We start from the raw sequence: 26,318 nt of genomic DNA, 5'->3' as shown, positions 1-26,318 counted from the left end.
CGGTCAGAGAATGAACCGGCTCAGATCCGCGTTGGCTGCGAGGCTCTCGACCCGGGCGCGCACGTAGGCAGCGTCGATCGGCACGGTCTCGCCCGACCGGTCGGTGGCCGTGAAGGAGATCTCGTCGATGACGCGCTCCAGCACGGTCTGGAGCCGGCGGGCGCCGATGTTCTCCACCGAGTTGTTCACGTCGACGGCGACCCGGGCGAGGGCGTCCACCGCGTCGTCGCTGAAGGCGAGGGTGACGCCCTCGGTCTGCATCAGCGCCACGGTCTGCTTCAGCAGGCTCGCCTCCGTCGAGGTCAGGATCTGGCGGAAATCCTCGACGGTCAGCGGCTGCAGCTCGACCCGAATCGGCAGGCGGCCCTGCAGCTCCGGCAGCAGGTCCGAGGGCTTCGAGACGTGGAAGGCGCCGCTGGCGATGAACAGGATGTGGTCGGTCTTCACCGGCCCGTGCTTCGTCGCCACCGTGGTGCCCTCGATCAGGGGCAGGAGGTCGCGCTGCACGCCCTCGCGGGAGACGTCCGCCGAAGAGCGGCCCTCGCGGGCGCAGATCTTGTCGATCTCGTCGAGGAAGACGATGCCGTTGTCCTCGACCTCGCGGATCGCCTCCTGCGTCAGGGATTCGGCGTCGACGAGCTTGTCGGATTCCTCGGCCAGCAACGGCGCGTAGGCGTCCTTGACCGTCATCCGGCGCGGCTTGCCCTTCTGGCCGCCCAGCGCCTTGCCGAGCATGTCGCCGAGGTTGACCGCGCCCATGGAGGCGCCGGGCATGCCGGGGATCTCGAACATCGGCAGGCCGCCCGGGGCGGCGCCCGTGAGTTCGATCTCGACCTCCTTGTCGTCGAGCTCGCTCGCCCGCAGCTTCTTCCGGAAACTGTCGCGGGTGGCCTGGCTCGCGGTCGGCCCGACCAGGGCGTCGAGGATGCGGGCCTCGGCGGCGGCCTCGGCCTTGGCCTTCACCGAGCGCCGCTTCTCCTCGCGCTTGAGGCCGATGCCGACCTCCACGAGGTCGCGCACGATCTGCTCCACGTCGCGGCCGACATAGCCGACCTCGGTGAACTTGGTGGCCTCGATCTTGAGGAACGGGGCCCCGGCGAGGCGCGCGAGGCGGCGGGCGATCTCGGTCTTCCCGCAGCCCGTCGGCCCGATCATGAGGATGTTCTTCGGGGCGACCTCCTCGCGCAAGGGGCCGGTGAGCTGCTGCCGGCGCCAGCGGTTGCGCAGGGCGATGGCGACGGCGCGCTTGGCATCCGCCTGCCCGACGATGAAGCGGTCGAGTTCCGAGACGATCTCGCGGGGAGAGAAGGTGGTCATCACGCTCCGATCGGGTGCGGCAGCCGGGCTGCCAGGGGGCGGGGGAGGGCGCGCAGGGTGAGGGCGCGCAAGGGGTGCCATCCGGCGCTGAGCGCCAGGATGAAGGCCCCGAGGGTGAGAAGGCTCAAGGGGACGGTGTTGCCGGCGAAGCCCGCCCCGCGCACCAGGGCGCCGAGGGCGAGCCCGGCATAGACCAGGCCGGAGACCAGGAGGGCCCGGCGGTCCACCGCCAGGGCGATGCCCGCGAGGCCGAGGACGATCGCCAGCACGCCGAGGGTCGCCGCCTGGCCGCCGCCGGCGGTCAGGTTGCCCAGGATCGGGTGGACGATGAGCGGGGCGGCCAGCAGGTGCAGCCAGAAGGCGATGTCGGTGCGCCGGGTGACGCGGGCCGGATCCGACAGGTCGAAGCGCATCGCGAGGGCGAAGACGCCGAGGCCGGCCGCGATGAACAGGCCGTTGCGCCCCGCGCGCGTCAGGTCCGGCGCCGCTGCGAGCAGCAATCCGAAGACGAGGGCGCAGAGCGCCGCCGCCCCGGCCGCCACCGTGATCGGGACGGAGAAGCGCCGGTAGTGCAGGGTGACGAGGGCGAGGGTCGCCAGGGCGCCGCCGATCAGCGGCAGCGGGCCCGAGCGGGGATCGGCCGTGAGGTCGAGGGGGGTCGGCCAGCTCGCACCGGCGCCGCCCCCTCCGGCGAGGGCGAAGGCCGCTGCCGACTGCACCGCCAGGGCGAAGACCACGAGGAGCACGAGGCTCGGCAGGGCCATCCGGCGCCGGCGGGTGAAGAACTCGGCGAGGCCCCAGGCGAGGGCGGCGATCAGGGCGTAGCCGGTCGCCGGGCCGAGGGTCGACAGGCCGAAATGCGCGCAGGCGCCGAGGAACAGGAACAGCCCGAGGGTGACGAAGATGTCGGCGAAGCCCGAGACGAAGCGCAGGCGCTCGTCGTCACGGGGTTCGTCGCGGCCGGTGTCCGGCCCCCCGTTCGCCCGCGCTAGGCGATCGAGGGATGCGGCCTGGATCTCGGTGATGATGCCCTCGGCCACGGCGCGGCGGAGGTGGTCGGCGGTGATCACGACGGAACCTCGCGGTGGGTCACCCCGCGCAGGGCGAGGGCGATGCCGCGTCGGGCGGGAAGGGGGTGGACGACGCACGCCCCCGACTTAAGCGCGCCGCCTCGCCCTTTCCAGTCGTTCCCGTGTCTCAGGCGGCGCGGATCGAGCCGACGAAGTGCGTGACCTCGCCGTCGAGGGCGCTGGAGCGGCGGGCGAGCTCCGCCGCCGAGGCGAGGACCTGGGCGGCTCCGGCACCCACCTCCACCGCGGCACCCTGGACCTCGGCCATGGTCTCCGTGACGTCGTGGGTGCCGCGGGCGGCGTCGCTGACGTTGCGGGCGATCTCCTGCGTGGCGACCTGCTGCTCCTCCACCGCCGCCGCGACGCCGAGGGCGATGCTGTGCACGCTGCCGATGGTCGTGCCGATCTCCCGGATCGCCTCGACGGTCTCGCGGGTGGCGGCCTGGATCATGCCGATCTGCGCCGTGATCTCGTCCGTCGCCTTGGCGGTCTGGGCCGCGAGGGTCTTCACCTCGGTGGCGACCACGGCGAAGCCGCGGCCCGCCTCGCCGGCCCGGGCCGCCTCAATGGTGGCGTTCAGCGCCAGCAGGTTGGTCTGGCCGGCGATGTTCGAGATCAGGGCGACGACGTCGCCGATGCGGGCGGCGCCCTCGGCCAGAGCCTCGACCCGGGCATTGGTCTGGCGGCTGCTCTCGACGGCATTGGCCGCGGCGGCCGAGGTCTGGCCGACCTGCTGGCCGATCTCGTTGGCGGTGGCGGCGAGCTCCTCCGTGGCGGCGGCCACGGCCTGGACGTTCTGCGCCGTCTCCTGGGCGGCGCGCATCACGGCGGCGGATTGCAGGTTGGTGCGTTCGGCCTGGGCCGACATCGAGCGGGCGGTCTCCTCCATGGCGGCGGCGGCGTCGGAGAGGTCGCCCACGAGGGCGCCGACGCTGCCCTGGAAGCGGTCGGCCAGCTCGGTCCGCTCGGTGCGGCGGCGGGTGGAGGCGAGCCCGGCGGCCTCGTCCTGCGTCGCCCGCAGGGTCTCGGTCTCCCGCATGGAGCGGGCGAAGACCTGCATGCTGGACCAGATCGCGCCGATCTCGTCGCGGCCCGGCTTCACGGGCGGCAGGTCGAGCTGGCCCTCCGACAGGCGCCGGATGGCCGCGGTGACCCGGGCGAGGGGCGCCGCGATCTGCCGGTGCCCGATCAGGAGGCCGAGCACGAGGCTCGCGAGGGTGCCGCCCGCGGCCAGGACGATCAGCAGGGTCAGTCGGCCGTCGTAGAGGGTGTCGGTGGCGGCATCGATGGCAGCGACCTGGGCCTGGCCGCCGGCCACCAGGGCGTCGATGGAATCCTGGAAGGCCTGCCGGTTGGCGCGGTTGGCTTCGTTGAAGCCGAGATCCGCCGCCGCCTTCGGGGCGAGGGCGGTTCCCGCCCGGGCGATCTCCTGGCGCAGGCTGGTGAAGGTGGCCGCCCCCTGCAGCACCCGATCGAACGGCGCCCGCTCCGCCTCGGGGACCCGGCGGCCCAGGGCGCCGAGGAGGTCGTTCATCGCCGTCAGGTTCTGGCGCATCCGGTCGGCGTATTTCTGCGCGTCCGCCGTGTCCTTGGCGGCGTAGACGCCACGGGATTCGAGGACGACGTTGCTCACGAGCCGGTTGACGTTGGCCGCGTCGAGGGCCCGGCGGGCCGCCTGCCGGGACTCGACCATCGCGTCGTTGAAGGCCGAGAGGGTGGCGATCCCGACGCCGGCGACCACCAGGGTGATCGCCCCGCAGGCCAGGACGAACAACAGTATCTTCGCCTTGATCGTCATGTTCGGGACCCTGCCACGAGCGTTGATTCAAGCTCGTAAACAGTGTCTCGAAAACTTCGGTTAACGAGTCGGCCCGCGATCAGCTCTCGGCCGTTTCCAAGGTCTCGATCACCAGGCTGTCATTCGTATAGACGCAGATCTCGGCAGCGATCCGCATCGCCCGGCGAACGATCTCTTCTGCGTCGTGACTGCTGTCCTCGAGGGCGCGGGCGGCCGACAGGGCGTAGTTCCCGCCCGAACCGATCGCCATCACGCCGCTCTCCGGCTCCAGGACGTCGCCTGCGCCCGAGAGCAGGAGGCTGACCTCCTTGTCGGCCACCAGCATCATCGCCTCCAGGCGGCGCAGGTAGCGGTCGGTGCGCCAGTCCTTGGTCAGCTCGACGCAGGCCCGGGTCAGCTGCCCCGGATACTGCTCGAGCTTGGCCTCCAGCCGCTCGAACAGCGTGAAGGCATCGGCGGTGGCCCCCGCGAAGCCGCCGATCACCGAACCCTTGGCGAGACGTCGGACCTTGCGGGCATTGCCCTTGACGATGGTCTGGCCGAGGCTGACCTGCCCGTCGCCGCCGATCACCACCCGGCCGCCCTTGCGGACCATCAGGATCGTCGTGGCGTGCATCTGCGGCGGACCGCTCGCTTCGGAATGGGACAAGTCAGGCTCCGGTTCGGTTGGGAACCCCGCTCACGTAGTCGCTCGCGGGGCCGGCTCCAAGCGTCGCCGGCGTCGCCGCCTATCCCGGATAGCGCGGAAAGGCCGGCAGCGCGTCGAAGCGACCGAACCATTCGGGGGCGTCCGCGACCTGGATGCGGATCGACGGGGGCAGGGCGTCGGGATCGTCCAGGGTCGCCGTGTGGAGGTCGACCTGGCCGGGAAACACCGCCGCGTTGCGGTAGAACAGGCCGGTGCCGCAGGTCCCGCAGAATTCGCGACGGACGCCCGGCGAGGATTCGTAGACGGACGGGGTGCCGGTGATGGTGATCCGGTCGTCCGGGAACAGCGCGAACCCCACCGCCGGCGCGCCCGAGGACCGCCGGCAATCGGTGCAGTGGCACAGGGCGCTGTGGCTCGGCTCGCCCTCGGCCACGTAGTGGATGACGCCGCAGCGGCAACGTCCGGTCAAGGTCATGCGAATCTCCCCGCGTTCGCCTCCGTTGTCCCCGAGGGGTGGGGGCTGCGCAAGCCGCCCTACACCACCACGGTGATCCGCTTCGCCGCCCGGGTCAGGCCGGTATAGAGCCAGCGCGCCCGGTGCTCGCGGAAGGCGAAGGACTCGTCGAACAGCACGACGTCGTCCCATTGCGAGCCCTGCGCCTTGTGGACCGTCAGGGCGTAGCCGTAGGTGAACTCGTCGGTCTCGCGCTTCAGGAAGGCCGGGATCTCCTCCTCGGAGCCGGACATCACGGCCTTGAGGACCTTGATGTCCACCGGGCGGCGGCGCAGGGCCGGGTCGTCCTCCGGCACCACGTCGAGGCGCACCGTGTCCGAGCGCGGCGACGAGCGCTGGGCGTGCACGGTCCAGGTCGAGCCGTTGAGGAGCCCCTTGGTGCGGTCGTTGCGCAGGCAGACGAGCTTCTCGCCCACCGCCGGCATCGGGTCGGTGTGGCCGGCGAGCTCGCGCAGGCGGTTGTTGTAGAGCCGCCGGGTCTTGTTCATGCCCACCAGCACCTGGTCGGCCTGCAGCACCACGGCCGGATCGATGGACCGGCGCGAGACGATGCGGCTCTCGCCGTAGTCGCCGATGGTGAGGCGCCCGCCCTCGCGCACCGTCATCGCCATGCGGACGATGGGGTCGTCGGCGGCCTGGCGGTGGACGTCGGTGAGCATCACGTCGGGCTCGGCCTCGGTGAAGAAGCCGCCCCCGCGCACCGGCGGCAGCTGCGCCGGGTCGCCGAGCACCAGCACCGGCCGGTCGAAGGACAGGAGGTCGTTGCCGAGATCGGAATCCACCATCGAGCACTCGTCGATGACGATGAGCTCGGCCTTCGAGACCGGCCCGGTCCGGTTCAGGGTGAAGGCCGGGCCGCCATCCTCCGTCTCCTTGGTGCGGTAGATCAGGCTGTGGATCGTCGCGGCGTCGTGGCAGCCCTTCTGGCGCATCACCGAGGCGGCCTTGCCCGTGAAGGCGCCGAACACCACCGTGCCCTCGACGTCGTCGGCGATGCGGCGGGCGAGGGTGGTCTTGCCGGTGCCGGCATAGCCGAACAGGCGGAACACCTGTTGGCCGCCGGACTTGCGCCAGTCGGAAATCGCCTTCAGGGCCGCGTCCTGCTGCGGGGCGAAGCGGGTCGGCAGGTCGCGCGTGGGCTCCGCCTTGCTGTCGGTCTCGGCCATCAGAGCACCGAGGGCCGCTGGAGGTCGAAGAGGTCGGTGCCACGGTCGGCGAACAGGTCCTCCAGGGCATCGCCCCCGGCCTCCTGCGCGAAGGCGTACTCGGCCTCCGAGATCGGCACCGCCTGGAGGAAGGCCAGCGCCGTGTCGGCGGCGGCCGGCGCCTCCAGCCCGGCCGCGAACAGCGCAGGCGGCACGAACAGGACGTGGGCGAGGCGCGCTGAGAGGCCCGTGAGCAGGCCGGGGAAGACGATGCCGGGGGCCAGGAACCAGCGGCCGTCGATGACCCGGAAGGCGCAGGCCGCCAGCATGCGCGCCACGTCCGGGTCGCTGCTCACGCCCAGGATTTCGCAGCGCCCGGGAAACTCCGCGCCGTCCCGGTAGAGCGGGTGGTTGGCCAGGGTCACCGTCGCGCAGGTGGTGAGGCCGGGGCGCGGGGCGTCGCGGCAGGTCAGGATGTCGACGTGGCTGCGCCCGGTCTCGTCGGCGTGCCGGGCGACGGAGGGCGCGCCGCCGAAGGCCCCCGCCAGCCTGCGCGCCACCGCACGGTTGGTCTCGGTGATGTCCGCCGGAGGGGCGGCCGGGGTGCTCACGGCCAGCGCACCGTCGGGGGCAGCGACGACAGGATCGAGGCGACGTTGCCGCCGGTCTTCAGGCCGAAGATCGTGCCGCGGTCGTAGAGCAGGTTGAACTCGACGTAGCGCCCGCGCCGGACCTGCTGCTCCAGCCGGTCCGCTTCGGTCCAGGGCGTCGCCAGGTTGGCGCGCACGATGGCGGGGTAGGCCTTCAGGAAGGCTCCGCCGACGTCGCGGGTGAAGGCGAGGTCGGCCGTCGGGTCGCCGGTCCAGTGATAGTCGTAGAAGATCCCGCCGATGCCGCGCGGCTCGTTGCGGTGCTTCAGGTGGAAGTACTCTTCGCACCAGGCCTTGTAGCGGGCGTAGTCGGCGGCCGGGGCGTGGGCGTCGCAGGCCTCCCGCATGGCCGCGTGGAAGGTCAGGGAATCCGGGTCGTCCTGGGTCCGGCGCCGGTCGAGCACGGGGGTCAGGTCGGCGCCGCCGCCGAACCACGTCTTCGTGGTCACCACGAAGCGGGTGTTCATGTGGACGGTGGGCACGTTGGGGTTCCAGGGATGCGCGATCAGCGAGATCCCGGTGGCGAAGAAGCGCGGGTCCTCGGCGGCGCCCGGCATCTGGGCGCGGAACTCCGGCGCGAACTCGCCGTGCACGGCCGAGACGTGGACGCCGGCCTTCTCGAACACCCGGCCCTTGATCATCGCCATGGTGCCACCGCCGCCGGGCGCGCCGCTGTGGTCGGTGCGCTGCCAGGGAGTCTTCACGAAGGTGCCGGGCTCGGCCGGGGCGTCGGGGTGGAAGGGGCCCGTGGCCTCGGCCTCCAGGGTCTCGAAGGCGGCGACGATCCGGTCGCGCAGGGTGGTGAACCACGCCGTCGCCGCGGCCTTCACGGCGTCGCGCTCGGCCTCGGGCAGCGGGGGGACGGAGGATTCGGGCATGGTCATGCCGGGGGATGTCCCATCCCGCCGCCCGGCCGTCAATTCGCCGGAGCGCGGCGCTCAATCCTTGACGGACATCAGCAGTCGCTCGGTCTTGGCGTCCTCGATCCGGTTGACCATGCGCCGGCCCTCGTGGACGTCGCGGATGGTCTTGGTGGCGGTGATGCAGGACTGCACGAGCATGATCGTGCCCATGGCGAGGTAGCCCTTGATCCAGATGTCGATGGGCATGAACAGGATGCCGAGGCCCACCATCGCGGCGGACCCCAGGAACGACGCGTAGGTGAAGGCGACCCAGGCGCCGGAATGCTGCGTGGTCTCGTTGGTCATGGTCGTGCTCCTTGGCGTGCGGTGCGGTCGGGGTTTGGAACGGGTCAGGCGGTCGGCTCGCGGGGCGCTTCGGCCCGGGCGCGCAGGCGCTCGAGGATCGCGGACGGGGCCGGGCGGGCGCTCGGGCCGAAGCCGGCGCGCTCCATTCGCTCGGCGATGTCGGCGCCCGGCTCGGCCTCGCGCAGGGCCGCCTCGGTGTCGTCGGCCTCGGCCTGGAGGCTGCGCAGGCGCGCCAGGGTCGCCTCGGCCTCCTTCAGGGTGGCGCGGTCCTGTAGCGTGGCGCGGCCCTGCAGCGTGCCGCGGTCCTGCGGGGCCGGGCTCACCCGCAGGCGACGGGCCGCCTCGGCCGCGGCGGCGAGGCGCCGACCCCGCTCGAGCTCCGCCTGGCGCCGGGTGGCGTCCGCGACCGTTGCCCGGATGCGGGCCAGCTCGGCGGCGAAGCGGCTGCGGGCGGTGCGGATCGCGTCGCGCTCGGCTTCCAACTCGGCGATCGCCTCGGCGGCCTCCGCCGCGAGGTCGTCGCGGCCGGCTTGGAGCGCCGCCACGGCGCGGGTCTCGAGGTCGGCGGCGCGGGCCTCGACGTCTGCGAGGCGGCGCTCCTCGGCCCGGTCGCCCGCCACCGAGGCGGCCAGCGCCTGCCGGCTCCGCTCCAGGGCGGCGCGGGTTTCGCGGACCTGCTGGTCGAGGATCAGGAGCGCGTTGCGGTCGAACAGGTCTTCTTCGGCGCGGGCGGCGGCGCCGCGGGCGAGGGTACGAAACAGTCTGAGCATCGTCGGGCTCCGGGTCGGTGGCTGCTGTCCACCCCCCGGTTGTCGCAGCTTTTGAACACTGTTCAAGTGCGAGATTGCACGTCGTTCAATCCGCGCGTGGGAAGCCGCCGGTCTGGCGCAGGGCCTCGCCCAGGATCATGGCGGCGCAGACCGCGACGTTGAGCGAGCGCAGGTCGGGGCGGATGGGCACCACCACGCGGGCATCCGCCGCGGCGTGGACGGCCTCGGGCACGCCGGCCGATTCCCGGCCCATCAGCAGGCAGTCGCCGTCGCGGTAGGCGAAGTCGGTGTAGGGCAGGGCGCCCCGGGTCGTGGCGAGGACGAGGCGGATGTTCTCCGCCCGCCGCCACGCCGAGAACGCGTCCCACGAACGGTGGCGGGTGACGGCGACCCGGTCGAGGTAGTCGAGGCCCGAGCGGCGCAGGTGCCGGTCGGAGACGTCGAAGCCCGCCGGCTCGATGATCTCGACGGCGGCGCCGAGGCATGCGGCCAGGCGCAGGAGGGTGCCGGTGTTCTGCGGAATGTCGGGCTGGTAGAGGGCGAGGCGGAGCATCGGCGGCGTCTCATACGGAGCGGGCGGGTCCGTGCGGCATCGCTCCCCGGTTGGCAGACGGTCAAGGCGGCATAGCTAAGGGAGCGCTGCAGCAACCGGATGGTCTCATGTTTCTCGATTGGCTCGAGCGCCGGATCGACACCTTCGCGCCGTTCGACGACGGTCGCATGCCGCCGAAATCCGTGCTGGGCTTCGCGAGCTTCTACCTCCGGCCGATCCGCGGCGCCCTGGCGATCCTGTTCGTGGTGGCGGTGCTGGCGGGGTCGGTGGAGGCCTCGCTCTACCTGCTCATGGGCTGGTTCATCGACCTCCTGAACAAGGCCGACCGCGCCACCCTGTGGCAGGAGCACGGCACGGGCCTGATGCTGGCGGCCGGCCTCCTGCTGGTGGTGCGCCCCATCACGATCTGGCTGCACGAGATCCTGTCGAACCAGCTCATCGTGCCGCAGGCCACGAACCAGATCCGCTGGCGCACGCACCTCTACACCCTCGGGCACTCGCTCTCGTACTTCCAGGCGGACTTCGCCGGGCGCCTCGCCAACCGGGTGGTGCAGGTCGGGCCGGCGGTGCGCGAGCTCGCCGTCGTGTTCATCGACACCCTGCTCTACGTCGCGATCTACGCCGTGACGGCGGTGGGCCTGTTCGGCTCGATCTCCCTCTGGCTCGCCCTGCCCGTGGTGGTCTGGATCGCAGCCTACGCCGCCCTGACGCGCTGGTTCGTGCCCCGGGCGCGGTCCCGCTCGCTGGTGACGGCCGACACCCGCTCGGCCCTGATCGGGCGCATCGTCGACAGCTACACCAACATCCTGACCGTCAAGCTCTTCGCCCGCGACCGCGAGGAGCGGGCGGCGGTGCGCGATGCCGTCGACGTGCACACCAAGGCCTACCTGCACCAGTTCCGGCTGGTGAGCAGCACCACGACCCTGCTCGGCCTCCTCAACAGCCTGCTGATCCTCTCCACCGCCAGCGTCTGCGTGCTCCTGTGGCAGCGCGGGGGCATGACCACGGGCGAGGCCTCGGCCGGGCTCGCCCTGGTCCTGCGCCTGATGGCGATGTCGGGCTGGGTGATGCAGACCGTGCGGGGCATCTTCGAGAATGTCGGCGTCATCCAGGAGAGCATGCAGACGATCGCGCGTCCGCACGCCATCACCGACCGGCCCGAGGCCGGGACCCTGGCGGTCACGGGCGGCGACATCCGCTTCGAGAACGTCAGCTTCCACTACGGCCGCGACGACGCCGCGATCATCGAGGGCCTGAACCTGCACATCCGGCCGGGCGAGAAGGTCGGCCTCGTCGGCGTCAGCGGCGCCGGCAAGACCACGATCACCTCTCTGCTGCTACGGCTGCACGACCTCGAGGGCGGCCGCATCCGCGTGGACGGCCAGGACATCGCCGGGGTGACGCAGGGGTCGCTGCGCAGCGCCATCGCCATGGTCACCCAGGACACCTCGCTGCTGCACCGCTCGATCCGCGACAACATCGCGTATGGCCGCCCCGACGCGACCCAGGCCGAGGTGGAGCGCGCCGCGCGCCTCGCCCAGGCCGACACGTTCATCCGGGACCTCATCGATCACAAGGGCCGCACCGGCTACGACGCCCAGGTGGGCGAGCGCGGCGTGAAGCTCTCCGGCGGCCAGCGCCAGCGCATCGCCATCGCGCGGGTCATCCTGAAGGACGCGCCGATCCTCATCCTCGACGAGGCGACCTCGGCCCTCGATTCCCAGGTGGAGGCGGCGATCCAGGAGAGCCTCGACACCCTGATGGAGGGCAAGACGGTGCTGGCCATCGCGCACCGGCTCTCCACCATCGCGGCCCTCGACCGCCTCATCGTCCTCGATGCCGGACGGGTCATCGAGGAGGGCACCCATGCCGAGCTGATCGCCGGCGGCGGGCTCTATGCCCGCCTGTGGGCGCGCCAGTCCGGCGGTTTCCTGGCCGACGGCCTCGCGGCACAGCCCTACGAGGCCGCGGCCGAGTAGGGAGAGCCGCCGCGGGGCATCGACCTGCCGGGCGAAACTGTCCGGTTCCGGGATATCCGTGCTGCACCGCACACGCGCCGCGACGGGTCTGCCGGGGCTTTGGGCAGGGGGCTCCACGAGGACCGGGCTGCGCGCGTTGAAAATCGAGCGTCAAGAGGGATTTAGGGGTGTTCTGCGCAGGGCTTAAGCAATCCCTGCCCGTTTCATGTCCACCCTGCATAGCAGACCGGCCGCATCAGCCCTCGTGCTGCGCTGCGGCGAAGCCTACATCAGGGCCATGGCGACGGGGCGATGTTCCTCGTGGCACGAACAGTTTCGGACCCTGACTCCCATGGTACATTCGATCATCAACCACATCCGTTCCTCCTGGAAGGAGAACGCCTCGGCGCGCCAGATCGCGGATCTGACCGATCAGCAGTTCGCCGATATCGGTGGCGATCGCCTCGACAGCCGCCTGCTCGACAAGGCCCGCCGCCACCGGGCGCGCGAGACCGTGCAGTTCCACAAGTCGGTGGGTGTGTTCTCCTACCCGACCGCCTAAGGTCATCGTCGCCCCCCCGGCCGTTATCCCGGGGTTGGGGGGCGGTGGATCGAGGGGTGTCGCTTGGGGCCAAGCAATCGGAATCCAGGCGGCCTGACCCGGATCCGCCGGGACCACAGACGGAACGTCACTGCGTTTCGTCTCCGGGCCGGCCTTGCGGCCTTCCTCTTCCTAACGGTGATGCAGGTCGCGGTTCGCGCCGCCGAGCCCGTCGTCATCACCGTCGATCCGAGCGGCGCTCCCACTTCAGGGGCCACCCCGAAGCGCGCGGTCGGCAACGCCGTCGTCGCCACCCTGCCGGAAGCCCTGTCCCTGCGCCGCACCTGGCGCCGATCCGATCCGCGCCGGCCGATCGCGATTGCCCTCGCGCCGGGCCCGCACCGCCTCGCCGAGCCGGTCCGGTTCGGTCCCGAGGATAGCGGCACGGCCGCCGATCCCCTGGTGGTGCGCGGCAGCCCGGACGGCAGCAGCCGCCTCGTCGGCTCCATCCCCCTGCAGCCCGCCCCGGGCGGCATTCCCGCCGACCTGCTCGCGCGCCTGCCCCCCGCCGCCCGCGCGCAGGTCCGCGCCTATCGGCTGCCGGTATCGGCCGGTCTCGAACCCCGCATCCAGGAGCCGCGCACCCTCGCGCAACGCGACGCCCGGGTGAACTTCGCCGTCTTCGACGGAGCCGGGGCGCTCTGGCCCGCGCGCTGGCCGAATCAGGGCTGGGCGAAGGTGTCGGCCGTCTCCGGCGATGCCGCCGGCTTCACCGCGTCGGACGGGCGCATGGCCGGCTGGCGCGGCGAGCCCGACCTGTGGGCCGAGGGCTACTGGCACTGGGACTGGCTGTTCGAGGCCTTTCCGGTGGTCGGCCTCGAGGGAGCGGCCAAGCGCCTGACCCTCGGGAGCCAGCCCTACGAGGGGATTGTGCCGGGTGCCCGTTACCGCATCGTCCATGCCCTCGCCGAACTCGACGCGCCCGGCGAGTGGTGGCGCGACGTCGGCTGGGGCGTCCTCCTGGTCTGGCCGCGCGATCCCGCCGCTGCGCCCGAGGTGGCGATCACCGACGGGCTGGTGGTGGTGGAGGGCGCGTCGCACCTGCGCCTCTCCGGCCTGACCCTCGAACAGGCGCGCGGCGACCTCGTGCGGGTCGCGGATGCCACCGACGTCGTCCTGTCCGGCGTGACCCTGCGCCGAACCCCCGGCCGAGCCCTGTCGATCGCGCGCGCGACCGCCAGCGGCCTCGAACTCAGCCGCGTGGCGGAGACCGGCATCGGCGCCCTCCACCTGTCGGGCGGGGACCGGGCGGCCTTGAGTCCGGCCGGGCTGTTCGTGCGGGATTGCCGGATCCGCAACTACGCGCAGCTGGCCCGGACCCAGAGCCCGGCGATCACCCTCGAGGGCGTCGGCCAGGTCGTGGAGGGCAACTACATCCACGACACCGACGAGTACGCGATCCTGCTGCGCGGCAACGCCCACCGGGTCGCCTGGAACGAGATCGCCCGGGTCCTGTCCGGCTCGACGGATAGCGGCGCGATCTATTCCGGCCGTGACTGGACCGCCCGCGGCACGGTGATCGCGCACAATTACCTGCACGACATCCGCGCCGCGCCGGGCTTCGAGATCAAGGGCGTCTACCTCGACGACATGGCGAGCGGCTTCACCGTGCGGGACAATCTGTTCGTGCGCGTCGATCAGCCCGTCTTCCTCGGCGGCGGCCGCGACAACCGCGTCGCCGACAACCTGTTCGTCGAGTCGAGCCCGGCCATTCACGTCGATGCCCGCGGCCGGACCTGGGCCAGGGACGCGATCACCGACCCGCAATCGGAGCTGCGGGCGGCCTTCGCGGCGATGCCGGTCGGCTCCAAGCTCTGGCGCGCCCGCTATCCCGGCCTCGCCACGATCCTGCAGGACGATCCCGCGGCGGCGCGCAACAGCCTGACCGGGAACGTCTTCCTCGGCAGCGACCCGTTCCGGTTCGGCGACGGCGCCCGGGCCGACGAGCAGGTCCGGTCCGGCAATCGCGGTCCGGACGGCCTGCACCTGCCGGCCGACGCACCCGCGCAGGGCGTGGCGCGCTTCGGCACGGTGCGCGACGCGGCGGGTGCGGTGGTGTGGCGGGCGGATCTCGCGCGCCTGGACCGCGACGCGCAGCTCGCCCCATCCCCCGTGGCCGCGCCGGCAAAATAGCGCCCAAACCGCACGCGGCCCCCGGTTGTTCCCTGGCCCGGACGGGAATTTTTTCTCGTGAATTCGGCGCCGATCACGGCGCCGTTAGCGTATGTTGAAGCGCGCGGGCGATGGGCTGGTATCCGACGAGGACGTAGCGAGAGACGAGCGCGACCGCGTTTTGGATGCTTGGACCCGTCACACCGACAAGTATCGCCAAGATGATCCCCCTGCCGCCTTGCTGCAGCAGCGGCGCGCAGCTTCGCTTCCAGTCCCACGAAATCTCCTCACGGGATCGACGGCGCGGGGCCTGCACGGCCGCGCTCGCCGCGGAGACATCGGTTGCGCGGGTCGATACGGTGGCGGCCGCTCCATGATCGCGGACCTGCTGCGCGCTGGGGCAGCGATCGCCGGCCTCCACCCCGACCACCCCAACGGCATCATCCTGCAACGCGAGTCAGTTCGGATCCGGCATGCGATACGGTGAGACGAAGACGGTTCTGGTCACCGGCGGGGCGGGCTTCCTGGGCTCCCACCTCTGCGAGCGCCTGCTGGAGCAGGGCCACGAGGTGCTCTGCGTCGACAACCTCTTCACCGGATCCCGCCGCAACATCGCGCCGCTGCTCGACCATCCGCGCTTCGAGTTCATGCGCCACGACGTGACGTTCCCGCTCTACGTCGAGGTGGACGAGATCTACAATCTCGCCTGTCCGGCCTCGCCGGTGCACTACCAGTTCGATCCGGTGCAGACCGCCAAGACCAGCGTCATCGGGGCGATCAACATGCTGGGGCTGGCCAAGCGCCTGAAGATCAAGATCTTCCAGGCCTCCACCAGCGAGGTCTACGGCGACCCGGAGGTGCATCCGCAGCCGGAGGAATACTGGGGCCGGGTCAATCCGATCGGGTATCGCTCCTGCTACGACGAGGGCAAGCGCTGCGCCGAGACGCTGTTCTTCGACTACCACCGCCAGCACAAGCTCTCGATCAAGGTCGCGCGCATCTTCAACACCTACGGCCCGCGCATGCACCCCAACGACGGGCGGGTGGTGTCCAACCTCGTGGTCCAGGCCCTGCGCAACGAGGACATCACGATCTACGGCGACGGCTCGCAGACCCGGGCCTTCTGCTACGTCGACGATCTCATCGACGGCTTCCTGCGCCTGATGGAGACCGGCCCCGCGGTCACGGGCCCGATCAACCTCGGCAATCCCGGGGAGTTCTCGATCCGCGAACTCGCCGACCTGGTGATCGAGCTGACCGGCTCGCGCTCCCGCGTCGTCGCCCGCCCGCTGCCCCCGGACGATCCGCGCCAGCGCCGGCCCGACATCGCCCAGGCCAAGGCGGTCCTCGACTGGGAGCCGACGGTCTCGCTCCGGGAGGGGCTGATGCACACGATCGGCTATTTCGACCGCCACCTCGGCGCCAACACCCCCGCCTGACGGGGGCGTACCGCGCCTCAGTCGAGCGCCTCGGCCTCGGTGAGCACGAGGCCGACGAAGGGGCGCGGGCCGATGGCCGCGAGCGCCCGGTCGAGGGTGGCGTAGCGGCTGCGGCCGTGGCGGACGGTGACGAGCACCGCCGTGACCCGGGGATCGGCCGCCAGGCGCTCGGCGATGGCGTCGGCGCCGATCAGGCCCACATGGATCACCACGAGGTCGTAGGCGTCCTGGGTGCCCAGGATGCTGTCGACGTAGCTGCGCAGATCGCTGCGCGCGGTCTGGCCGTCCTGCGGGATCAGGGCGAGGCCCGAACGGTGGCGCACCAGCACGTCGGAGAGGTCGGACCGGCCCGGAACCGGGGGCCCGCCGCGCCGGGGCGGCAGCCCGACCTCGCGGGTGACGGTGCCGTCGGCGGAGGCGTCGACCAGGAGGACGCGCTCGTTCTCCTGGGCGGCCGAGGCGGCGTAGTCGAGGGCGAGCATCGAGCGGCCGGCGACGTCGTCGGCGGAGGTGACCACGATGACGTGCGGGCGCTTGGCCGGCAGGTCGCGCCGCAGGCGGTTGCGCAGGCGGGTGATCGCGACCTCGTAGGGGCCGCTGCCCAGGCGGTCCGTCCCGTTGCGGACGCCCCGCGGCAGCGACGGCAGCAGTCCGAGCACGAGGCGCTGGGTCCGGGTCTCGAGGCGGGTGCGCGAGCGGATGCGTCCGCTGAACTGCTCGGCCGTCAGGCTGCCGCCGATTCCGAGCCCCAGGCCCGCCACGAGGGCGGCCGCGAGGACGAGGGCGGCGGGCGGCCCCTGGCGCCGGGTCGGCGGCAGGGCGGGCGAGATGATGCGCGAGGTGGAGGTGTCGAGCTGCTGCTGCTCCTGCAGTTCGCGCGTGCGCACCAGGAAGGCCTCGTAGACGCCGCGCCGCGCCTCGACCTGGCGCTCCAGCTCGCGCAGCTTCACGAAGCTGTCGCCGACCTTCAGGGCCTCGGCCTTGCGCTTCTCCAGGGCCTGCGAGAGCTCGGTGACGTTGGCGAGGCTGGCGCGGTACTCGTTGCGGATGGCGGCGGCGATGCGCTTCACCTCGGCATCGAGCTGGGTGCGGGCGCTGCGCACCTGCACGTCCGAGGCGTTCATGGCCGGGTGGCGCTCGCCGAGGCTGAGCGCGGCGTCGGCGCGCTGGCGCTCGGCCTGGGCGAGCTGGCCGCGCAGCTGCCCGATGGTCTGCGACTGCAGCACCTCCTGGATCGAATCGAGCTTGGCCGGGTCGCCGCCGGCGGCGCCCTCGATCTGGCGCAGCTTCGCCTGCTGCTCCGCGGCCTTGGCGCGGGCGGCGCCGAGCTGGTCGCTGAGCTGGCCGAGCTGCTGCTCGCTCACCAGCTGGGTGCGGGTGCCCACGAGGTTGTTCTTCGTGCGGAAGGCCTGGGCCGCGGTCTCGGCCTGCTGGACGCCGTCGCGCAATTCGCCGAGGCGGCTGTTGAGCCCCTCCCGCGCCCGGCGGATCGCCTCGGAGCGGTTGCCGATCTCGGTGGCGAGGTAGGTCTCGGCGATGCTCTGGGCGAGGCGGGCCGATTTCTCGCGGTCGTTGGACGAGACCGAGACGTCGACCGCGAAGCTGCGCTCCAGGCGCCGGGCCGACATCCGGTCGCGCAGGGCCCGCAGGGCCGTCAGGGCGGGGTCGGCCTCGGGCTCCGCCGGGCGCCCGAGCATCTGTCCGATCCAGGCGCGGATCCGGTCGAGGGCGCCGGGCTCCACGAAGTCCGGATCGGTGGCGAGGTGCTGCGTGGCCACGACCTTGCGCAGGACGTCGTCCGACTGCAGCACCCGCAGCTGGCTGTCCACCAGGAGCAGGGTGGATTCGTTGGCCTGGCCCTGGGGGTTGGCCTCGTCCTTCAGCACGGCGAGGCCGCGCGGGTCGATGAGGAGCTGGACCGTCGCGGCGTACTGGGCCGGCAGGGCGAGGAAGCCCGCCGCCAGGCCCAGGAGGACCAGGATCGGCAGGAGCACGGTCAGCCAACGGCGGCGCAGGATGCGGCCGACCTCGCCCATGTCCAGGAACCAGGGCAGGGCCTCGCGCGACGTCTCGGTGCCGGCACCGAGGTGCTGCAGGATCGCTGGTGGGGCGCGTTCGATGACAGCCATGGACGCTTTCCGTTACGCAATCGGCGAGGGCTGGGGCTCGGGGCCGCAGGCGTCCCGTCCTGGGACACCCGGGTCCGCCGAGTCCCGGCCCGGTCGGTCGATCCGGCCGATTTCGGCACGTGGTGCGCCGAAAGCCGCCGGGTGGGGGGCGCGTTTCATGAAATGCGCCACGTGCTCGGGATCCCGGCCTCGGGGGAGGGCGCGCGGGCACGCGGCGCGGGCGCCGGCGCGCGGGGATAGGCCGGCACGCGCCCGTCCGGCGGCAGCTGGACGCGGATGAAGGCGAGCAGGCCGGCGAGCGCCAGGACGTTGACGTTCCAGTCCTGGAAGATCCCCGGCGTCGTCATGCCGTTGAGCACCAGCATCAGCACGCAGGCGGCGACGAAGCGGCGCCCGCCGAGGTCGAGCTTCATGCCCCACGACAGGGTCGTGAGCAGGACCACCAGGGCGAAGCCGAGGCCGATCAGGCCGGTGCCGGCCCAGGCGCTGAGGAACATGTTGTGCGAGCTGGTGATGAAGACGTCGTCCCGCCCGAGGGTCTCGGCCAGGGTGGTGGTCGGGATCAGGAGCTGGATGAAGCGATCGCCGGCCGAGAAGCCCGATCCGGCCAGCCGGTCCTGCGTCGCCGCGATGAAGGTCGGCCAGAAGGTCGAGCGTCCGGTGCCGTTGGCGAGCTCGATGGCGGGCTTCTGCAGGAGGGTGGCCAGGAGGTCGAGGAGCGCCGGGAAGGCCGCGAGGTCGAGCATCAGCAGGACGAAGCCCGCGATGGCCAGGAGGGCGCCCGCGATGCCGAGGCGGCGCAGGACGGCACGGCGCGAGGACATCAGCAAGGCCGGGCCCACCGCGACGAGGGCGCCGGTGCTGGCGGCCGAGCCCGCGATCACGAAGCCCGCCAGCGCGAGGGCGAGGTAGGTCCGCCGGCGCCGCTCGGGCGGCCGGAAGATCACCAGGAAGCCCAGCATCGCGCAGACGTAGGGCATCATGTTGTTCTTGGCGGCCGAGAACACGATGCCGTGCGCCAGGCTGTCGAGGATGATCGGCAGCACCGCGACGAGCCAGGCCAGGGTGATGATCGCCAGCAGGTCGGCGAAGCGCCGCTCGATGTCGCTCCGGTCGAAGATCACGATCGAGGCGTGATAGAAGATGAACAGTTCGGCGCTGCGATAGAGCGTGTAGGGCGGGACGATCGACCAGGCCGCGCTGAGGGTGTTCACGCCGATCATCAGGGTGAAGGGCAGGTAGGGCATCGCGAAGGGCAGCAGCGCCACGCGCCGGTCGAGGGCGATCTTGCCGAACAGGTAGAGGCCGGTCAGTCCGGTGAGCACCAGGGTGATGATGTTGGAGGCGCTCAGCCCCTCCTCCAGCACCGCGTTTCCGTCTTCGCGCGGCACCGTGAAGACCAGGGGCATGAAGGCGAAGGTGCAGACGAGCACCATCGGAAGCACAAGCCGGGCATCGAGCGGGCGAACCGCGACCGCGAGCCTGCGCCGGACCATGGGATAGAGCATCGTGAACCAGGCGGGGATCGCCAAAACGAGGAACAGGTTCAGCACGCGTGTTCCTCCCTGGTGGCCTGCGGGTCCGACGATGACGACACTTCCGCTGTGAAGCGTTTCACCGGTGTGAATTGCTCCCGAAACGCGGCCGGACTTCGACAATATCGTAAATGCCCGCCGAACGGTCTCGACGACTCTCGGTCGGAGAAGACGGGGGCAGGGAAAAGCTTGTGAAGGCGAGGTTTGCGGGTGTGTCTCGCGAGCGGATCTGGCCCGCGCCCTCAGCCGCTCCCGGCCGAGCGGCGGCGCAGGGTCAGGATCAGGTGCGTGGCCGAGACCGCGTGCCCGATCGTGATGACGAGGGCCGCCCCCGCGATTCCCGCATAGGCGATGAGCGGCAGCATGATCGCCAGGGAGACCACCAGGCTGACGACGAAGGCTCGGAAGACCGGGCCGGTATCCCGGATCGCCCGGAAATACTGGGTCGCCAGATCGCGCAGGAAGATGCAGCCGACCGCGAGGGCCAGGATGCGCACGCTGGCGGCGTAGTCCGCGAAGGCCGGTCCGAAGACGAGGGTGAGCCAGGTCCCCGCCGGGAGCGCGATGGCGAGGAGGAGCAGGGCAACGACCGGGCCGAGGGTCAGGGCGGCCTTCGCCAGATAGGCGCGGAGACCCCGCTCGCCGCCGGTCTCGTAGGCGCGCGCCGCCGCCGTGGGCAGGATGTTCTCGGTGGCGGTGAGCAGGATGATGACGAAGCCCACGAGGTACTGCGCCGCGCGCAGGCCGCCGATCGCCTCGTCGCCGAGCATGATCCCGGCGAGGATCCAGGCCACCTGCTCCTGCCCGAAGGTGACGAAGACCAGGGGGAACATCCAGCGGCCGATGCCCCAGTGCCGGCGCATCACGGGCTTCAGGCGCAGGGCGCGCCGGGGGGCGCGCCAGATGCCGTAGGCGACGGGGGCGGCGGTGACGAGGGCGGTCCCCGCCAGGGCCGCGGTGGCGAGGGCGGCGTCGAGGCGCAGGCCCGCCCACCAGGCCGCCCCGAGCACCAGGGGAAAGGCGACGGCCCGGGCGGTGTCCATCGCCACGGCGACGAGGCCGCGGCCCCGGGCGAACAGCGTCCGGCGCACGGTGAGCTGGAGGTTCTGCGCCACGGTGAGCCCGGCCCCCGCGACGACCACGCCAATCTCCACGGCATGGTGGCGCAGGGCGAAGATGCCCACGAGGGCGAGGGCCACCCCGGCGGCGGCGATGAGGGCGGCGAGCAGTGCGGCGGCCAGGACGGTGGCGTCGTAGGTCGCGGCCGACCGGCGCCCCTGCGCCGCGAGCGTCATCATCGGGGCCGTCACCAGGGCATTGTGCAGCCCCTGCGCGAAGGCCGTGACGATCAGGATCAGGACGAAGAGGCCGAATTCCTCGATGCCGACGAGGCGTGCGGTGACGATGCCGCTGACGAAGCCGAAGCCGCTGACCGCGGCCTGGTCGAGGAGCGAGGCCAGGGCCGGACGCCGGGCGAAGCGCCGCGCGCGGGCGAGGAGCCCGGCCTCGTCGCCGAGGGGCTGGATCACGGGGGCTTGCGGGACCATCGATCTCCGGGGGATGCGCCGGTCAGCGATAGGACAGGAACGCCGCCGCTGCATCCCGCAGGCGGGGGGTGCGGCCATAGATCCAGCGCGGGCCGCTGATGGCCGGCCTCTTGCTCAGGCCGTGCTTGAACTCGAACACGCCGCGATTGTTGGCCGGGTCGATGCCGCCGAAGTCGAAGGTCTCGCGTCCCTCCGCATGGGCCTGCTCGACGAAGCGCCAGACCGCCAGGGTGGGCGCGGCGCAGGCGCGGGCCCGGTCGTTCGAGGCCGTGTAGAAATCGGTGAAGCGCCGGCCCGAGACGTGGGCGATCCGGATCAGCACGCGCTCGCCCTTCTCCCGCACCTCCAGGATGCGGTGATGGGGATCGCGCGCGACGAGGTCGCGGAACTGCGGCCCGTCGAGGCTGTCGCGGAAGCCCTTCTGGGCCTGCAGCGCCCCGTACATCTCCCAGAACGCGTCGAAGGCGGCGAGGCGCTCGTCGAGGTCGGTGAGGAAGTGGGTGGTGAGATCCGGGTTGCGCTCGGCCTTGCGCAGGGCCTTGCGCCAGCGCTGGTCCATCGCCTGCAGGATCGGCTCGGTGCCGCCCGTCAGGTCGAGCTCCAGGGTGAAGTACTTGGCCGATTGCGCCGGCACGAAGCCGTGGCCCAGCAGGGCGAGGACGATCGCGTCGGACTGAAAGTGCTCGAAGCTCACCGCCAGGAGATCGAGGCGCCCGAGGGCGAGGTGCTCCAGCAGCAGGGCGACCACCGCCTCGGCGTGCTTGTCGCCCTTCTCGGTGAGGAGCGGGCAGCCCTGAAGCAGGACGAACCGCACGAAGCCGCGGCGCTTCACCTGGTACTGGATCAGCGCCACCGGCGCCTCGCTGGCGTCGCGCACGATCAGGCGGGTCACGTCCCAGCCGACTTTTGCCTTGTAGGTGCCCCACATCCACGAGGCGAAGACGTTGCCGCGGGGCAGAGCCCAGACGGCCTCGTCCCAGACGGCGGACTCCAGGCAGGGACGGATGCTCAGTGCCGCGCTCATCGGAGCTTCCTGTCTCGTATCCTCGACGCATCCCTCGCGGGACGGGCCTTCCTACGGCGAAACGCTTGTCATCCCTCCCTGCGCACCGGAGATCTCCCGCGCAGACTGTGAAGATCCTTAATTTAACGCTGTTCGCGAATGCTGCCGGGGATCATCCACGGATCCCGGCCGATCGGGCGCGAAGCTGCTAACGTCCCGGCATGCCGAGGACGCTCGAACACTTTATCCGCGACACGCCCGTCCTGCGCGAGGCGGCCCTGCGGGTGCGGGCGCTGTCCCGCTCGCTGGCGGCCGCCCCGCCCGGGCTCTACACCCTCTGCTACCACCACGTCGCGCCGCGCGAGCAGGCGCGCTTCGCCCGGCAACTGCGCTTCCTCGGCCGCCACGGCACGTTCGTCTCGGCCGACCGGGCCGCCGACCTCCTCGCCGACGGCACGGCCGGGCAGGGGCGCCACTTCCTGGTCAGCTTCGACGACGGCTACGCCGACAACCACGCGGTGGCGCTTCCCGTGCTGCGGGCGCTCGCGATCCCCGCGATCCTGTTCCTCGTCAGCGACTGGGTGGACGCGCCCCCCGGCGGGGACCGGGCCGGCTACATGGACCGCGCCGCCGTGGCCGACTGGCTGGCCGCCGGGCTCGATGTCGGGTCGCACTCGACGCGCCACCGCAACCTCGGGCGCCTCACCGCGACGGAGGTCGCCGAGGAGCTGACCTGGTCGCGCCGGGATCTCGAGGCCCTGACGGGCCGGCCGGTCCGGCACTTCGCCTGCCCCTGGGGCGTGGCCGGCACCGACTTCGACCCGGGCCGCGACCCGGCGCTGGCCCGCGAGGCCGGCTATCGCAGCTTCCACACCACCCGCCGGGGCGTGGCCCGGGGCCCGGAGGACCTCCTGCTGATGCCCCGCCACGTCCTCGAACCCGCCTGGGGGCTCTACCAGATCGATGCCCTGGTGGGCGGGCCGACGCGCGCCGCCCGATGAGCCGCCTCGCAACCGGGCGCGGCGACGGACCCGTCGTGATCGTGATCGGCGCCCGCGCGCCCTACATGCACCGCCTCTACGAGCGCCTGGGGGCGGCCCTGGACCGGCCTCTCCACGTCCTCGCCTGCAGCGCCCGGGAGGCGGCGCGGCACTGGGAGCTGCCCGAGCCCGAGGCCTACCGCTTCGCCGTGGTGCCGGGCCTGCGCTGGTACCGCAGCGCGGTGAGCAACCTCTACATCAATCCCGCCATCGTGCCGCGCCTCGCGGCCCTGCGTCCGAGCGTCGTCGTCGTCAACGACTTCGCCCCCACCATGCTGATGGCCGCCGCCGCGGCCCGGTGGCTCGGCGTGCCCTACGGCCTGCGCACCGACGGGGTGCCCGAGACCGATCCGGGCCGGCGCTCGCGGCCGCACCGGGCGATGCGGCGCCTGCTGGTGCCGGGGGCGCGCTTCGGCCTCGGGCCGAGCGCCGGCAGCCTCGCCCTCCTCGAAGGCTACGGCCTCCCCGCCGACCGCCTCGCCCTGGCGCCGCTCTTCCCCGCCTGGGAGCCCGGCCCGGCGGCGGCGACGCCGGAGGCGGAGCGTCCCTACGACCTGCTGTTCTGCGGCATCCTGAACGAGGACGTGAAGGGCGCGCGCTTCTTCACCGACGTCGTCCTCGCCTGCCAGGCCCGGGGCCGGAGCCTGCGGGTCCGGGTCGCGGGCGACGGTCCCCTGCGGGCGGAGATGGAGGAACGGCTGGCGGCGGCCGGGATCGCGGCGCAGTTCGACGGCTTCGTGCAGCAGGCCGAGCTCGGAGCGGTCTACGCCTCGGCCCGCCTCTTCCTGTTCCCGAGCCGGGGCGACGTCTGGGGCATCGTGCTGCAGGAAGCCCTGCAGAGCGGCGCGGCGGTGCTGGCCTCGCCGCATTCGGGCGCGGCGCGCGAGCTCGTCGCCGCCGGCGAGTGCGGCGCGGTCGAGCCGATGACGGTGGAAGGCTGGGCCGGGGCGGCCCTGGCCCTCCTCGACGACCCCGCCCGGCGCGCGACGTACCGCGCCCGCGCCGTCCCGGCCCTGGCGCGGTTCTCCCTCGAGGCCGCGACGCGGGCCTACCGCGCGGCGCTGGCCCCCGCCGCCGGCTGAGGCGCGCCCGGTCTCAGACCGAGCGCACCCCCTCCGGGGCCGGGACATGCTTGGCCCGCCGGGCCCGGTCGAAGGCCACGATGGCGAGGAAGCGCGGCACCACCTGAGCGTAGCGGGCGCGCAGGCGCCGGGGCTCCTGGATCAGCCGGTAGAGCCATTCGAGGCCGCACCGGGTCATCAGCCGCGGCGCGCGCGGGATCGTGCCGATGTTCACGTCGAAGGCGGCCCCGACCCCCATGGCGATGACGCCGGGCAGGGACGGGGTGTGCGCCTGCATGAAGAGTTCCTGCTTGGGCGTGCTCAGGCCGATCCAGAGGATCTGGGTGCCGTTGGCGCGCAGGCGCGCGTAGAGGTCCTGGGCCTCGGGCTCCGTCAGCGGACGATACGGGAGGGTCTCGGCCCCGGCCACGATGAGGCCGGGCGCCCGCCGGGCCATCTCGGCGGCGAGCTTGTCCGCGACCCCGGGACCGCCCCCGAGGAAGAAGTGGCGCCAGCCGGCCTCGACCCCGGCGCGGCACACTGCCTCGACGGATTCGATGCCCGGCACCTGCGCGATGGCCTTGTGGCCGCGCAGGCGCCCGACCCAGGCCAGCGGCCGCCCGTCGGCGCAGACCAGCAGGGCGGCGTCGTGGGCGGCCCGCACCTCGGGCTCGTCCTGGGCCCGCACGATGCCGTGGGCGTCGCGGAAGACCACGAAGGTCCCGGGACCCGGAACCGCCCGGCTCAGGCGGCGCCGAAGCGCGGCCACCAGGCCTCCCATGTCGGTGATCGAGACCGGGACGCCACCGAGAAGGAAGTGGGGGACGTCCGGGTCGTGGCCCCAGGCGCGCACGGGCATGGCAGGATCCGGAGTGAGGGGGCGCGTCATGCGGCAGCCCGGGGGGTTGCGGAGGAACGGGTGGCGATGGCTTCGCGGTAGATCGTGAGCGCGCGCGCGGTGACGGCGTCCTCGGTCCAGTCGCGCTCGTAGGCGAGGCGGGCGTGGCGCCCCATCGCCCGGGCGGCCTCGGGATCGTCGACGATCCGGTCGAGGGCCTGGGCGAGGGCGCGGGGATCGCGGGGCGGGACGAGGAGGCCGGTGCGGCCCTCCGTCACGAGGTCGGCGAGGGCGCCGATGCGCGCGGCGACCACCGGCGTCCCGAGGCTGAACGCCTCGGCGATCACCATCGGCAGGCCCTCGTACCAGTGCGAGGGCACCACCAGGGCGGCCGCCCGCGCCATCGCGGCCTGCACGGCCGCGGGGTCCTGCGGGCCGAGCAGGGTCAGGCCGGGCGCGCGGCCGAGGGCGTCGGCCTCGGGGCCCTCGCCGATGACGGTGATCGGCGCGCGCGTCAGGCGCGCGGCCGCCATCAGGGTGCCGACGCCCTTCTCGGGCACGAGCCGCCCGACGAACAGGATGCCGGCCCGGGGACCGTTTGCATCGAGGCTCGGATCGGCCAACCCGTTGGGCTTGATGCGGATGCGGCTGTCCGGAAGCCCGGCGGCCAGGAAGCGGGTGCGGGCGAAGGGCGTCAGCGCGATGAAGCGGTCGACGTCCCGTCCCCAGGTGCCGGCCCGCCGGTGCACGTCGATCATCCGCGCCACCGCCAGGGAGCCGAGCCGGGACCCGCGATAGCAGGCATGCCGCACCGCCTGGTAGGGCGAGCCGGTCACGCAGTCCTCGCAGGGGCGGGACTCGCGCATGAGGATGCCGTTGGCGCAGGTCACGCGGAAATTATGCAGGGTCTGCACGGTGGCGACCCCCTCGGCCTGGACCGCGGCATGCATGCCCGGCGACACCTGCGGGAAGACGTTGTGCGCGTGCACCACGTCCGGGCGGAAGGCGCGGACGGCCTCCACCACGGCGGCGATCCCGCGCGGGGCGTGCGGCGCCTCGTAGGCCGTGCGCAGCCGGTCCCAGCCCGTCCGGATCGTGGCGTTGTCGAAGAACAGGGTCTCCACGACCTGCCCGGCGCGGCGCAGGCTCGCCACCTCCTGGGCCACCACCGAATCCTCGCCACCGCGCACCTGATAGCGATTGTGGACCACGAGGATGCGGAGCGGCGCGGCCGCGAAGGGGCCCGCGGGCGCCTTCTGCCGAGCCGGATCGCCTCCGGGCGGACGACGCTGTGCGACCTCTGGTTTTGTCATCGCAGCAAGCCAAGCCTGGACGAATGGCAGCGGGGCTGCCGGCGAAGAGCGAGACGATCGTGACCCGA

At 72.3% G+C, this 26,318-nt stretch carries 24 protein-coding genes; 6 read left to right on the top strand and 18 right to left on the bottom strand.

The annotated features are described in order from the left end of the window. Positions 1-3 precede the first annotated feature (3 nt). The 11 genes from hslU to AC0IY1_RS03960 all read right to left on the bottom strand — a co-directional run bounded on the left by hslU (position 4) and on the right by AC0IY1_RS03960 (position 9,674). Positions 4-1,317 (bottom strand): ATP-dependent protease ATPase subunit HslU, encoded by a 1,314-nt coding sequence (hslU, locus tag AC0IY1_RS04010; protein WP_055948363.1) that lies wholly within the window; start codon positions 1,315-1,317, stop codon positions 4-6. Further along, on the bottom strand, positions 1,317-2,387 hold the full coding sequence (locus tag AC0IY1_RS04005; protein ID WP_471767885.1) for a hypothetical protein: 1,071 nt from the start codon (positions 2,385-2,387) through the stop codon (positions 1,317-1,319). Before AC0IY1_RS04005 ends, hslU begins: the two co-directional genes overlap by 1 nt. 127 nt (positions 2,388-2,514) lie before the next feature. Further along, the gene (locus tag AC0IY1_RS04000; protein ID WP_471767883.1) at positions 2,515-4,185 is read right to left on the bottom strand and encodes a methyl-accepting chemotaxis protein; all 1,671 of its coding nucleotides are present in this window, start codon (positions 4,183-4,185) and stop codon (positions 2,515-2,517) included. A 79-nt stretch (positions 4,186-4,264) separates the two neighbouring features. Continuing rightward, positions 4,265-4,801 carry an ATP-dependent protease subunit HslV gene (hslV, locus tag AC0IY1_RS03995; RefSeq protein WP_055948373.1) on the bottom strand — a complete coding sequence of 179 codons (537 nt, stop codon included), beginning with the start codon at positions 4,799-4,801 and terminating at the stop codon, positions 4,265-4,267. A gap of 112 nt (positions 4,802-4,913) precedes the next feature. Beyond that, a complete protein-coding gene (locus AC0IY1_RS03990; RefSeq protein ID WP_471767882.1) occupies positions 4,914-5,309 on the bottom strand; it encodes a GFA family protein in 396 nt (131 codons plus the stop codon). 59 nt (positions 5,310-5,368) lie between these two features. Beyond that, entirely contained in the window at positions 5,369-6,514 is a 1,146-nt protein-coding gene (locus AC0IY1_RS03985) for an ATP-dependent DNA helicase (protein ID WP_471767881.1), read from the bottom strand. After that, a complete protein-coding gene (locus AC0IY1_RS03980) occupies positions 6,514-7,104 on the bottom strand; it encodes a suppressor of fused domain protein (RefSeq protein ID WP_471767879.1) in 591 nt (196 codons plus the stop codon). Before AC0IY1_RS03980 ends, AC0IY1_RS03985 begins: the two co-directional genes overlap by 1 nt. Further along, positions 7,101-8,027, bottom strand: coding sequence for an oxygen-dependent coproporphyrinogen oxidase (gene hemF / locus AC0IY1_RS03975; RefSeq protein WP_103710448.1), 927 nt, complete (start codon positions 8,025-8,027; stop codon positions 7,101-7,103). Before hemF ends, AC0IY1_RS03980 begins: the two co-directional genes overlap by 4 nt. Before the next feature lie 54 nt (positions 8,028-8,081). Beyond that, complete coding sequence (locus AC0IY1_RS03970; RefSeq protein WP_055948388.1) at positions 8,082-8,351, bottom strand: YiaA/YiaB family inner membrane protein; 270 nt, start codon at positions 8,349-8,351, stop codon at positions 8,082-8,084. Positions 8,352-8,395: 44 nt separating this feature from the next. Then, a complete protein-coding gene (locus AC0IY1_RS03965) occupies positions 8,396-9,121 on the bottom strand; it encodes a PspA/IM30 family protein (RefSeq protein WP_471767876.1) in 726 nt (241 codons plus the stop codon). A gap of 85 nt (positions 9,122-9,206) precedes the next feature. Further along, complete coding sequence (locus tag AC0IY1_RS03960) at positions 9,207-9,674, bottom strand: tRNA (cytidine(34)-2'-O)-methyltransferase (RefSeq protein ID WP_055948395.1); 468 nt, start codon at positions 9,672-9,674, stop codon at positions 9,207-9,209. 107 nt (positions 9,675-9,781) lie between these two features. Here AC0IY1_RS03960 and AC0IY1_RS03955 point away from each other — a divergent pair, with 107 nt between their 5' ends. From AC0IY1_RS03955 to AC0IY1_RS03945, 3 genes are all read left to right on the top strand, one after another. Continuing rightward, positions 9,782-11,653, top strand: coding sequence for an ABC transporter ATP-binding protein (locus tag AC0IY1_RS03955; protein ID WP_471767874.1), 1,872 nt, complete (start codon positions 9,782-9,784; stop codon positions 11,651-11,653). Positions 11,654-11,984: 331 nt separating this feature from the next. After that, positions 11,985-12,194 carry a hypothetical protein gene (locus AC0IY1_RS03950; protein WP_055948402.1) on the top strand — a complete coding sequence of 70 codons (210 nt, stop codon included), beginning with the start codon at positions 11,985-11,987 and terminating at the stop codon, positions 12,192-12,194. A gap of 180 nt (positions 12,195-12,374) precedes the next feature. Next, the gene (locus tag AC0IY1_RS03945; protein ID WP_471767873.1) at positions 12,375-14,366 is read left to right on the top strand and encodes a right-handed parallel beta-helix repeat-containing protein; all 1,992 of its coding nucleotides are present in this window, start codon (positions 12,375-12,377) and stop codon (positions 14,364-14,366) included. 73 nt (positions 14,367-14,439) lie between these two features. On the opposite strand, the gene AC0IY1_RS03940 is transcribed toward AC0IY1_RS03945, so the two are convergent. Continuing rightward, positions 14,440-14,796 carry a hypothetical protein gene (locus AC0IY1_RS03940; protein ID WP_471767871.1) on the bottom strand — a complete coding sequence of 119 codons (357 nt, stop codon included), beginning with the start codon at positions 14,794-14,796 and terminating at the stop codon, positions 14,440-14,442. A gap of 22 nt (positions 14,797-14,818) precedes the next feature. Between AC0IY1_RS03940 and AC0IY1_RS03935 the strand changes: the two genes are divergently transcribed. Next, the gene (locus AC0IY1_RS03935; protein ID WP_055948409.1) at positions 14,819-15,784 is read left to right on the top strand and encodes a UDP-glucuronic acid decarboxylase family protein; all 966 of its coding nucleotides are present in this window, start codon (positions 14,819-14,821) and stop codon (positions 15,782-15,784) included. A gap of 17 nt (positions 15,785-15,801) precedes the next feature. Here the strand turns inward: AC0IY1_RS03935 and AC0IY1_RS03930 are convergent, their stop codons facing one another. The 4 genes from AC0IY1_RS03930 to AC0IY1_RS03915 form a co-directional block, all read right to left on the bottom strand. Continuing rightward, positions 15,802-17,913, bottom strand: a complete 2,112-nt coding sequence (locus AC0IY1_RS03930; RefSeq protein WP_055948412.1) for a GumC family protein — start codon at positions 17,911-17,913, stop codon at positions 15,802-15,804. A 155-nt stretch (positions 17,914-18,068) separates the two neighbouring features. Then, positions 18,069-19,466 (bottom strand): O-antigen ligase family protein, encoded by a 1,398-nt coding sequence (locus tag AC0IY1_RS03925; RefSeq protein WP_471767868.1) that lies wholly within the window; start codon positions 19,464-19,466, stop codon positions 18,069-18,071. A gap of 224 nt (positions 19,467-19,690) precedes the next feature. Continuing rightward, positions 19,691-20,995, bottom strand: coding sequence for a lipopolysaccharide biosynthesis protein (locus tag AC0IY1_RS03920; protein ID WP_471767866.1), 1,305 nt, complete (start codon positions 20,993-20,995; stop codon positions 19,691-19,693). Positions 20,996-21,017: 22 nt separating this feature from the next. After that, on the bottom strand, positions 21,018-22,019 hold the full coding sequence (locus AC0IY1_RS03915) for a lipid II:glycine glycyltransferase FemX (protein ID WP_471767864.1): 1,002 nt from the start codon (positions 22,017-22,019) through the stop codon (positions 21,018-21,020). A 200-nt stretch (positions 22,020-22,219) separates the two neighbouring features. Here AC0IY1_RS03915 and AC0IY1_RS03910 point away from each other — a divergent pair, with 200 nt between their 5' ends. Both AC0IY1_RS03910 and AC0IY1_RS03905 read left to right on the top strand, forming a co-directional pair. After that, the gene (locus AC0IY1_RS03910; RefSeq protein WP_471767862.1) at positions 22,220-22,999 is read left to right on the top strand and encodes a polysaccharide deacetylase family protein; all 780 of its coding nucleotides are present in this window, start codon (positions 22,220-22,222) and stop codon (positions 22,997-22,999) included. Next, positions 22,996-24,120, top strand: coding sequence for a glycosyltransferase family 4 protein (locus AC0IY1_RS03905; protein WP_471767860.1), 1,125 nt, complete (start codon positions 22,996-22,998; stop codon positions 24,118-24,120). Before AC0IY1_RS03910 ends, AC0IY1_RS03905 begins: the two co-directional genes overlap by 4 nt. 13 nt (positions 24,121-24,133) lie before the next feature. Here the strand turns inward: AC0IY1_RS03905 and AC0IY1_RS03900 are convergent, their stop codons facing one another. Beyond that, positions 24,134-24,958, bottom strand: coding sequence for a WecB/TagA/CpsF family glycosyltransferase (locus tag AC0IY1_RS03900; protein WP_471767858.1), 825 nt, complete (start codon positions 24,956-24,958; stop codon positions 24,134-24,136). Positions 24,959-24,984: 26 nt separating this feature from the next. Further along, positions 24,985-26,250 carry a glycosyltransferase family 4 protein gene (locus AC0IY1_RS03895; protein ID WP_471767855.1) on the bottom strand — a complete coding sequence of 422 codons (1,266 nt, stop codon included), beginning with the start codon at positions 26,248-26,250 and terminating at the stop codon, positions 24,985-24,987. Between the last annotated feature and the right edge of the window lie 68 nt (positions 26,251-26,318).

Source organism: Methylobacterium sp. AC690 (genome assembly GCF_979256535.1).
Note: the sequence above shows the minus strand (reverse complement) of the source record. Positions and strands in the feature narration are given on the sequence as shown.

Coding starts and splice junctions, on each gene's coding strand:
- AC0IY1_RS04000 (WP_471767883.1), bottom strand. CDS start 4,185: ATGACGATCAAGGCGAAGATACTGTTGTTCGTCCTGGCCTGCGGGGCG.
- AC0IY1_RS03895 (WP_471767855.1), bottom strand. CDS start 26,250: ATGACAAAACCAGAGGTCGCACAGCGTCGTCCGCCCGGAGGCGATCCG.
- AC0IY1_RS03930 (WP_055948412.1), bottom strand. CDS start 17,913: ATGGCTGTCATCGAACGCGCCCCACCAGCGATCCTGCAGCACCTCGGT.
- hslV (WP_055948373.1), bottom strand. CDS start 4,801: ATGCACGCCACGACGATCCTGATGGTCCGCAAGGGCGGCCGGGTGGTG.
- AC0IY1_RS03970 (WP_055948388.1), bottom strand. CDS start 8,351: ATGACCAACGAGACCACGCAGCATTCCGGCGCCTGGGTCGCCTTCACC.
- AC0IY1_RS03915 (WP_471767864.1), bottom strand. CDS start 22,019: ATGAGCGCGGCACTGAGCATCCGTCCCTGCCTGGAGTCCGCCGTCTGG.
- AC0IY1_RS03960 (WP_055948395.1), bottom strand. CDS start 9,674: ATGCTCCGCCTCGCCCTCTACCAGCCCGACATTCCGCAGAACACCGGC.
- AC0IY1_RS03905 (WP_471767860.1), top strand. CDS start 22,996: ATGAGCCGCCTCGCAACCGGGCGCGGCGACGGACCCGTCGTGATCGTG.
- AC0IY1_RS03935 (WP_055948409.1), top strand. CDS start 14,819: ATGCGATACGGTGAGACGAAGACGGTTCTGGTCACCGGCGGGGCGGGC.
- hslU (WP_055948363.1), bottom strand. CDS start 1,317: ATGACCACCTTCTCTCCCCGCGAGATCGTCTCGGAACTCGACCGCTTC.
- AC0IY1_RS03965 (WP_471767876.1), bottom strand. CDS start 9,121: ATGCTCAGACTGTTTCGTACCCTCGCCCGCGGCGCCGCCGCCCGCGCC.
- AC0IY1_RS03910 (WP_471767862.1), top strand. CDS start 22,220: ATGCCGAGGACGCTCGAACACTTTATCCGCGACACGCCCGTCCTGCGC.
- AC0IY1_RS03920 (WP_471767866.1), bottom strand. CDS start 20,995: ATGGTCCCGCAAGCCCCCGTGATCCAGCCCCTCGGCGACGAGGCCGGG.
- AC0IY1_RS03955 (WP_471767874.1), top strand. CDS start 9,782: ATGTTTCTCGATTGGCTCGAGCGCCGGATCGACACCTTCGCGCCGTTC.
- hemF (WP_103710448.1), bottom strand. CDS start 8,027: ATGACCATGCCCGAATCCTCCGTCCCCCCGCTGCCCGAGGCCGAGCGC.
- AC0IY1_RS03945 (WP_471767873.1), top strand. CDS start 12,375: ATGCAGGTCGCGGTTCGCGCCGCCGAGCCCGTCGTCATCACCGTCGAT.
- AC0IY1_RS03990 (WP_471767882.1), bottom strand. CDS start 5,309: ATGACCTTGACCGGACGTTGCCGCTGCGGCGTCATCCACTACGTGGCC.
- AC0IY1_RS03950 (WP_055948402.1), top strand. CDS start 11,985: ATGGTACATTCGATCATCAACCACATCCGTTCCTCCTGGAAGGAGAAC.
- AC0IY1_RS03985 (WP_471767881.1), bottom strand. CDS start 6,514: ATGGCCGAGACCGACAGCAAGGCGGAGCCCACGCGCGACCTGCCGACC.
- AC0IY1_RS03900 (WP_471767858.1), bottom strand. CDS start 24,958: ATGCCCGTGCGCGCCTGGGGCCACGACCCGGACGTCCCCCACTTCCTT.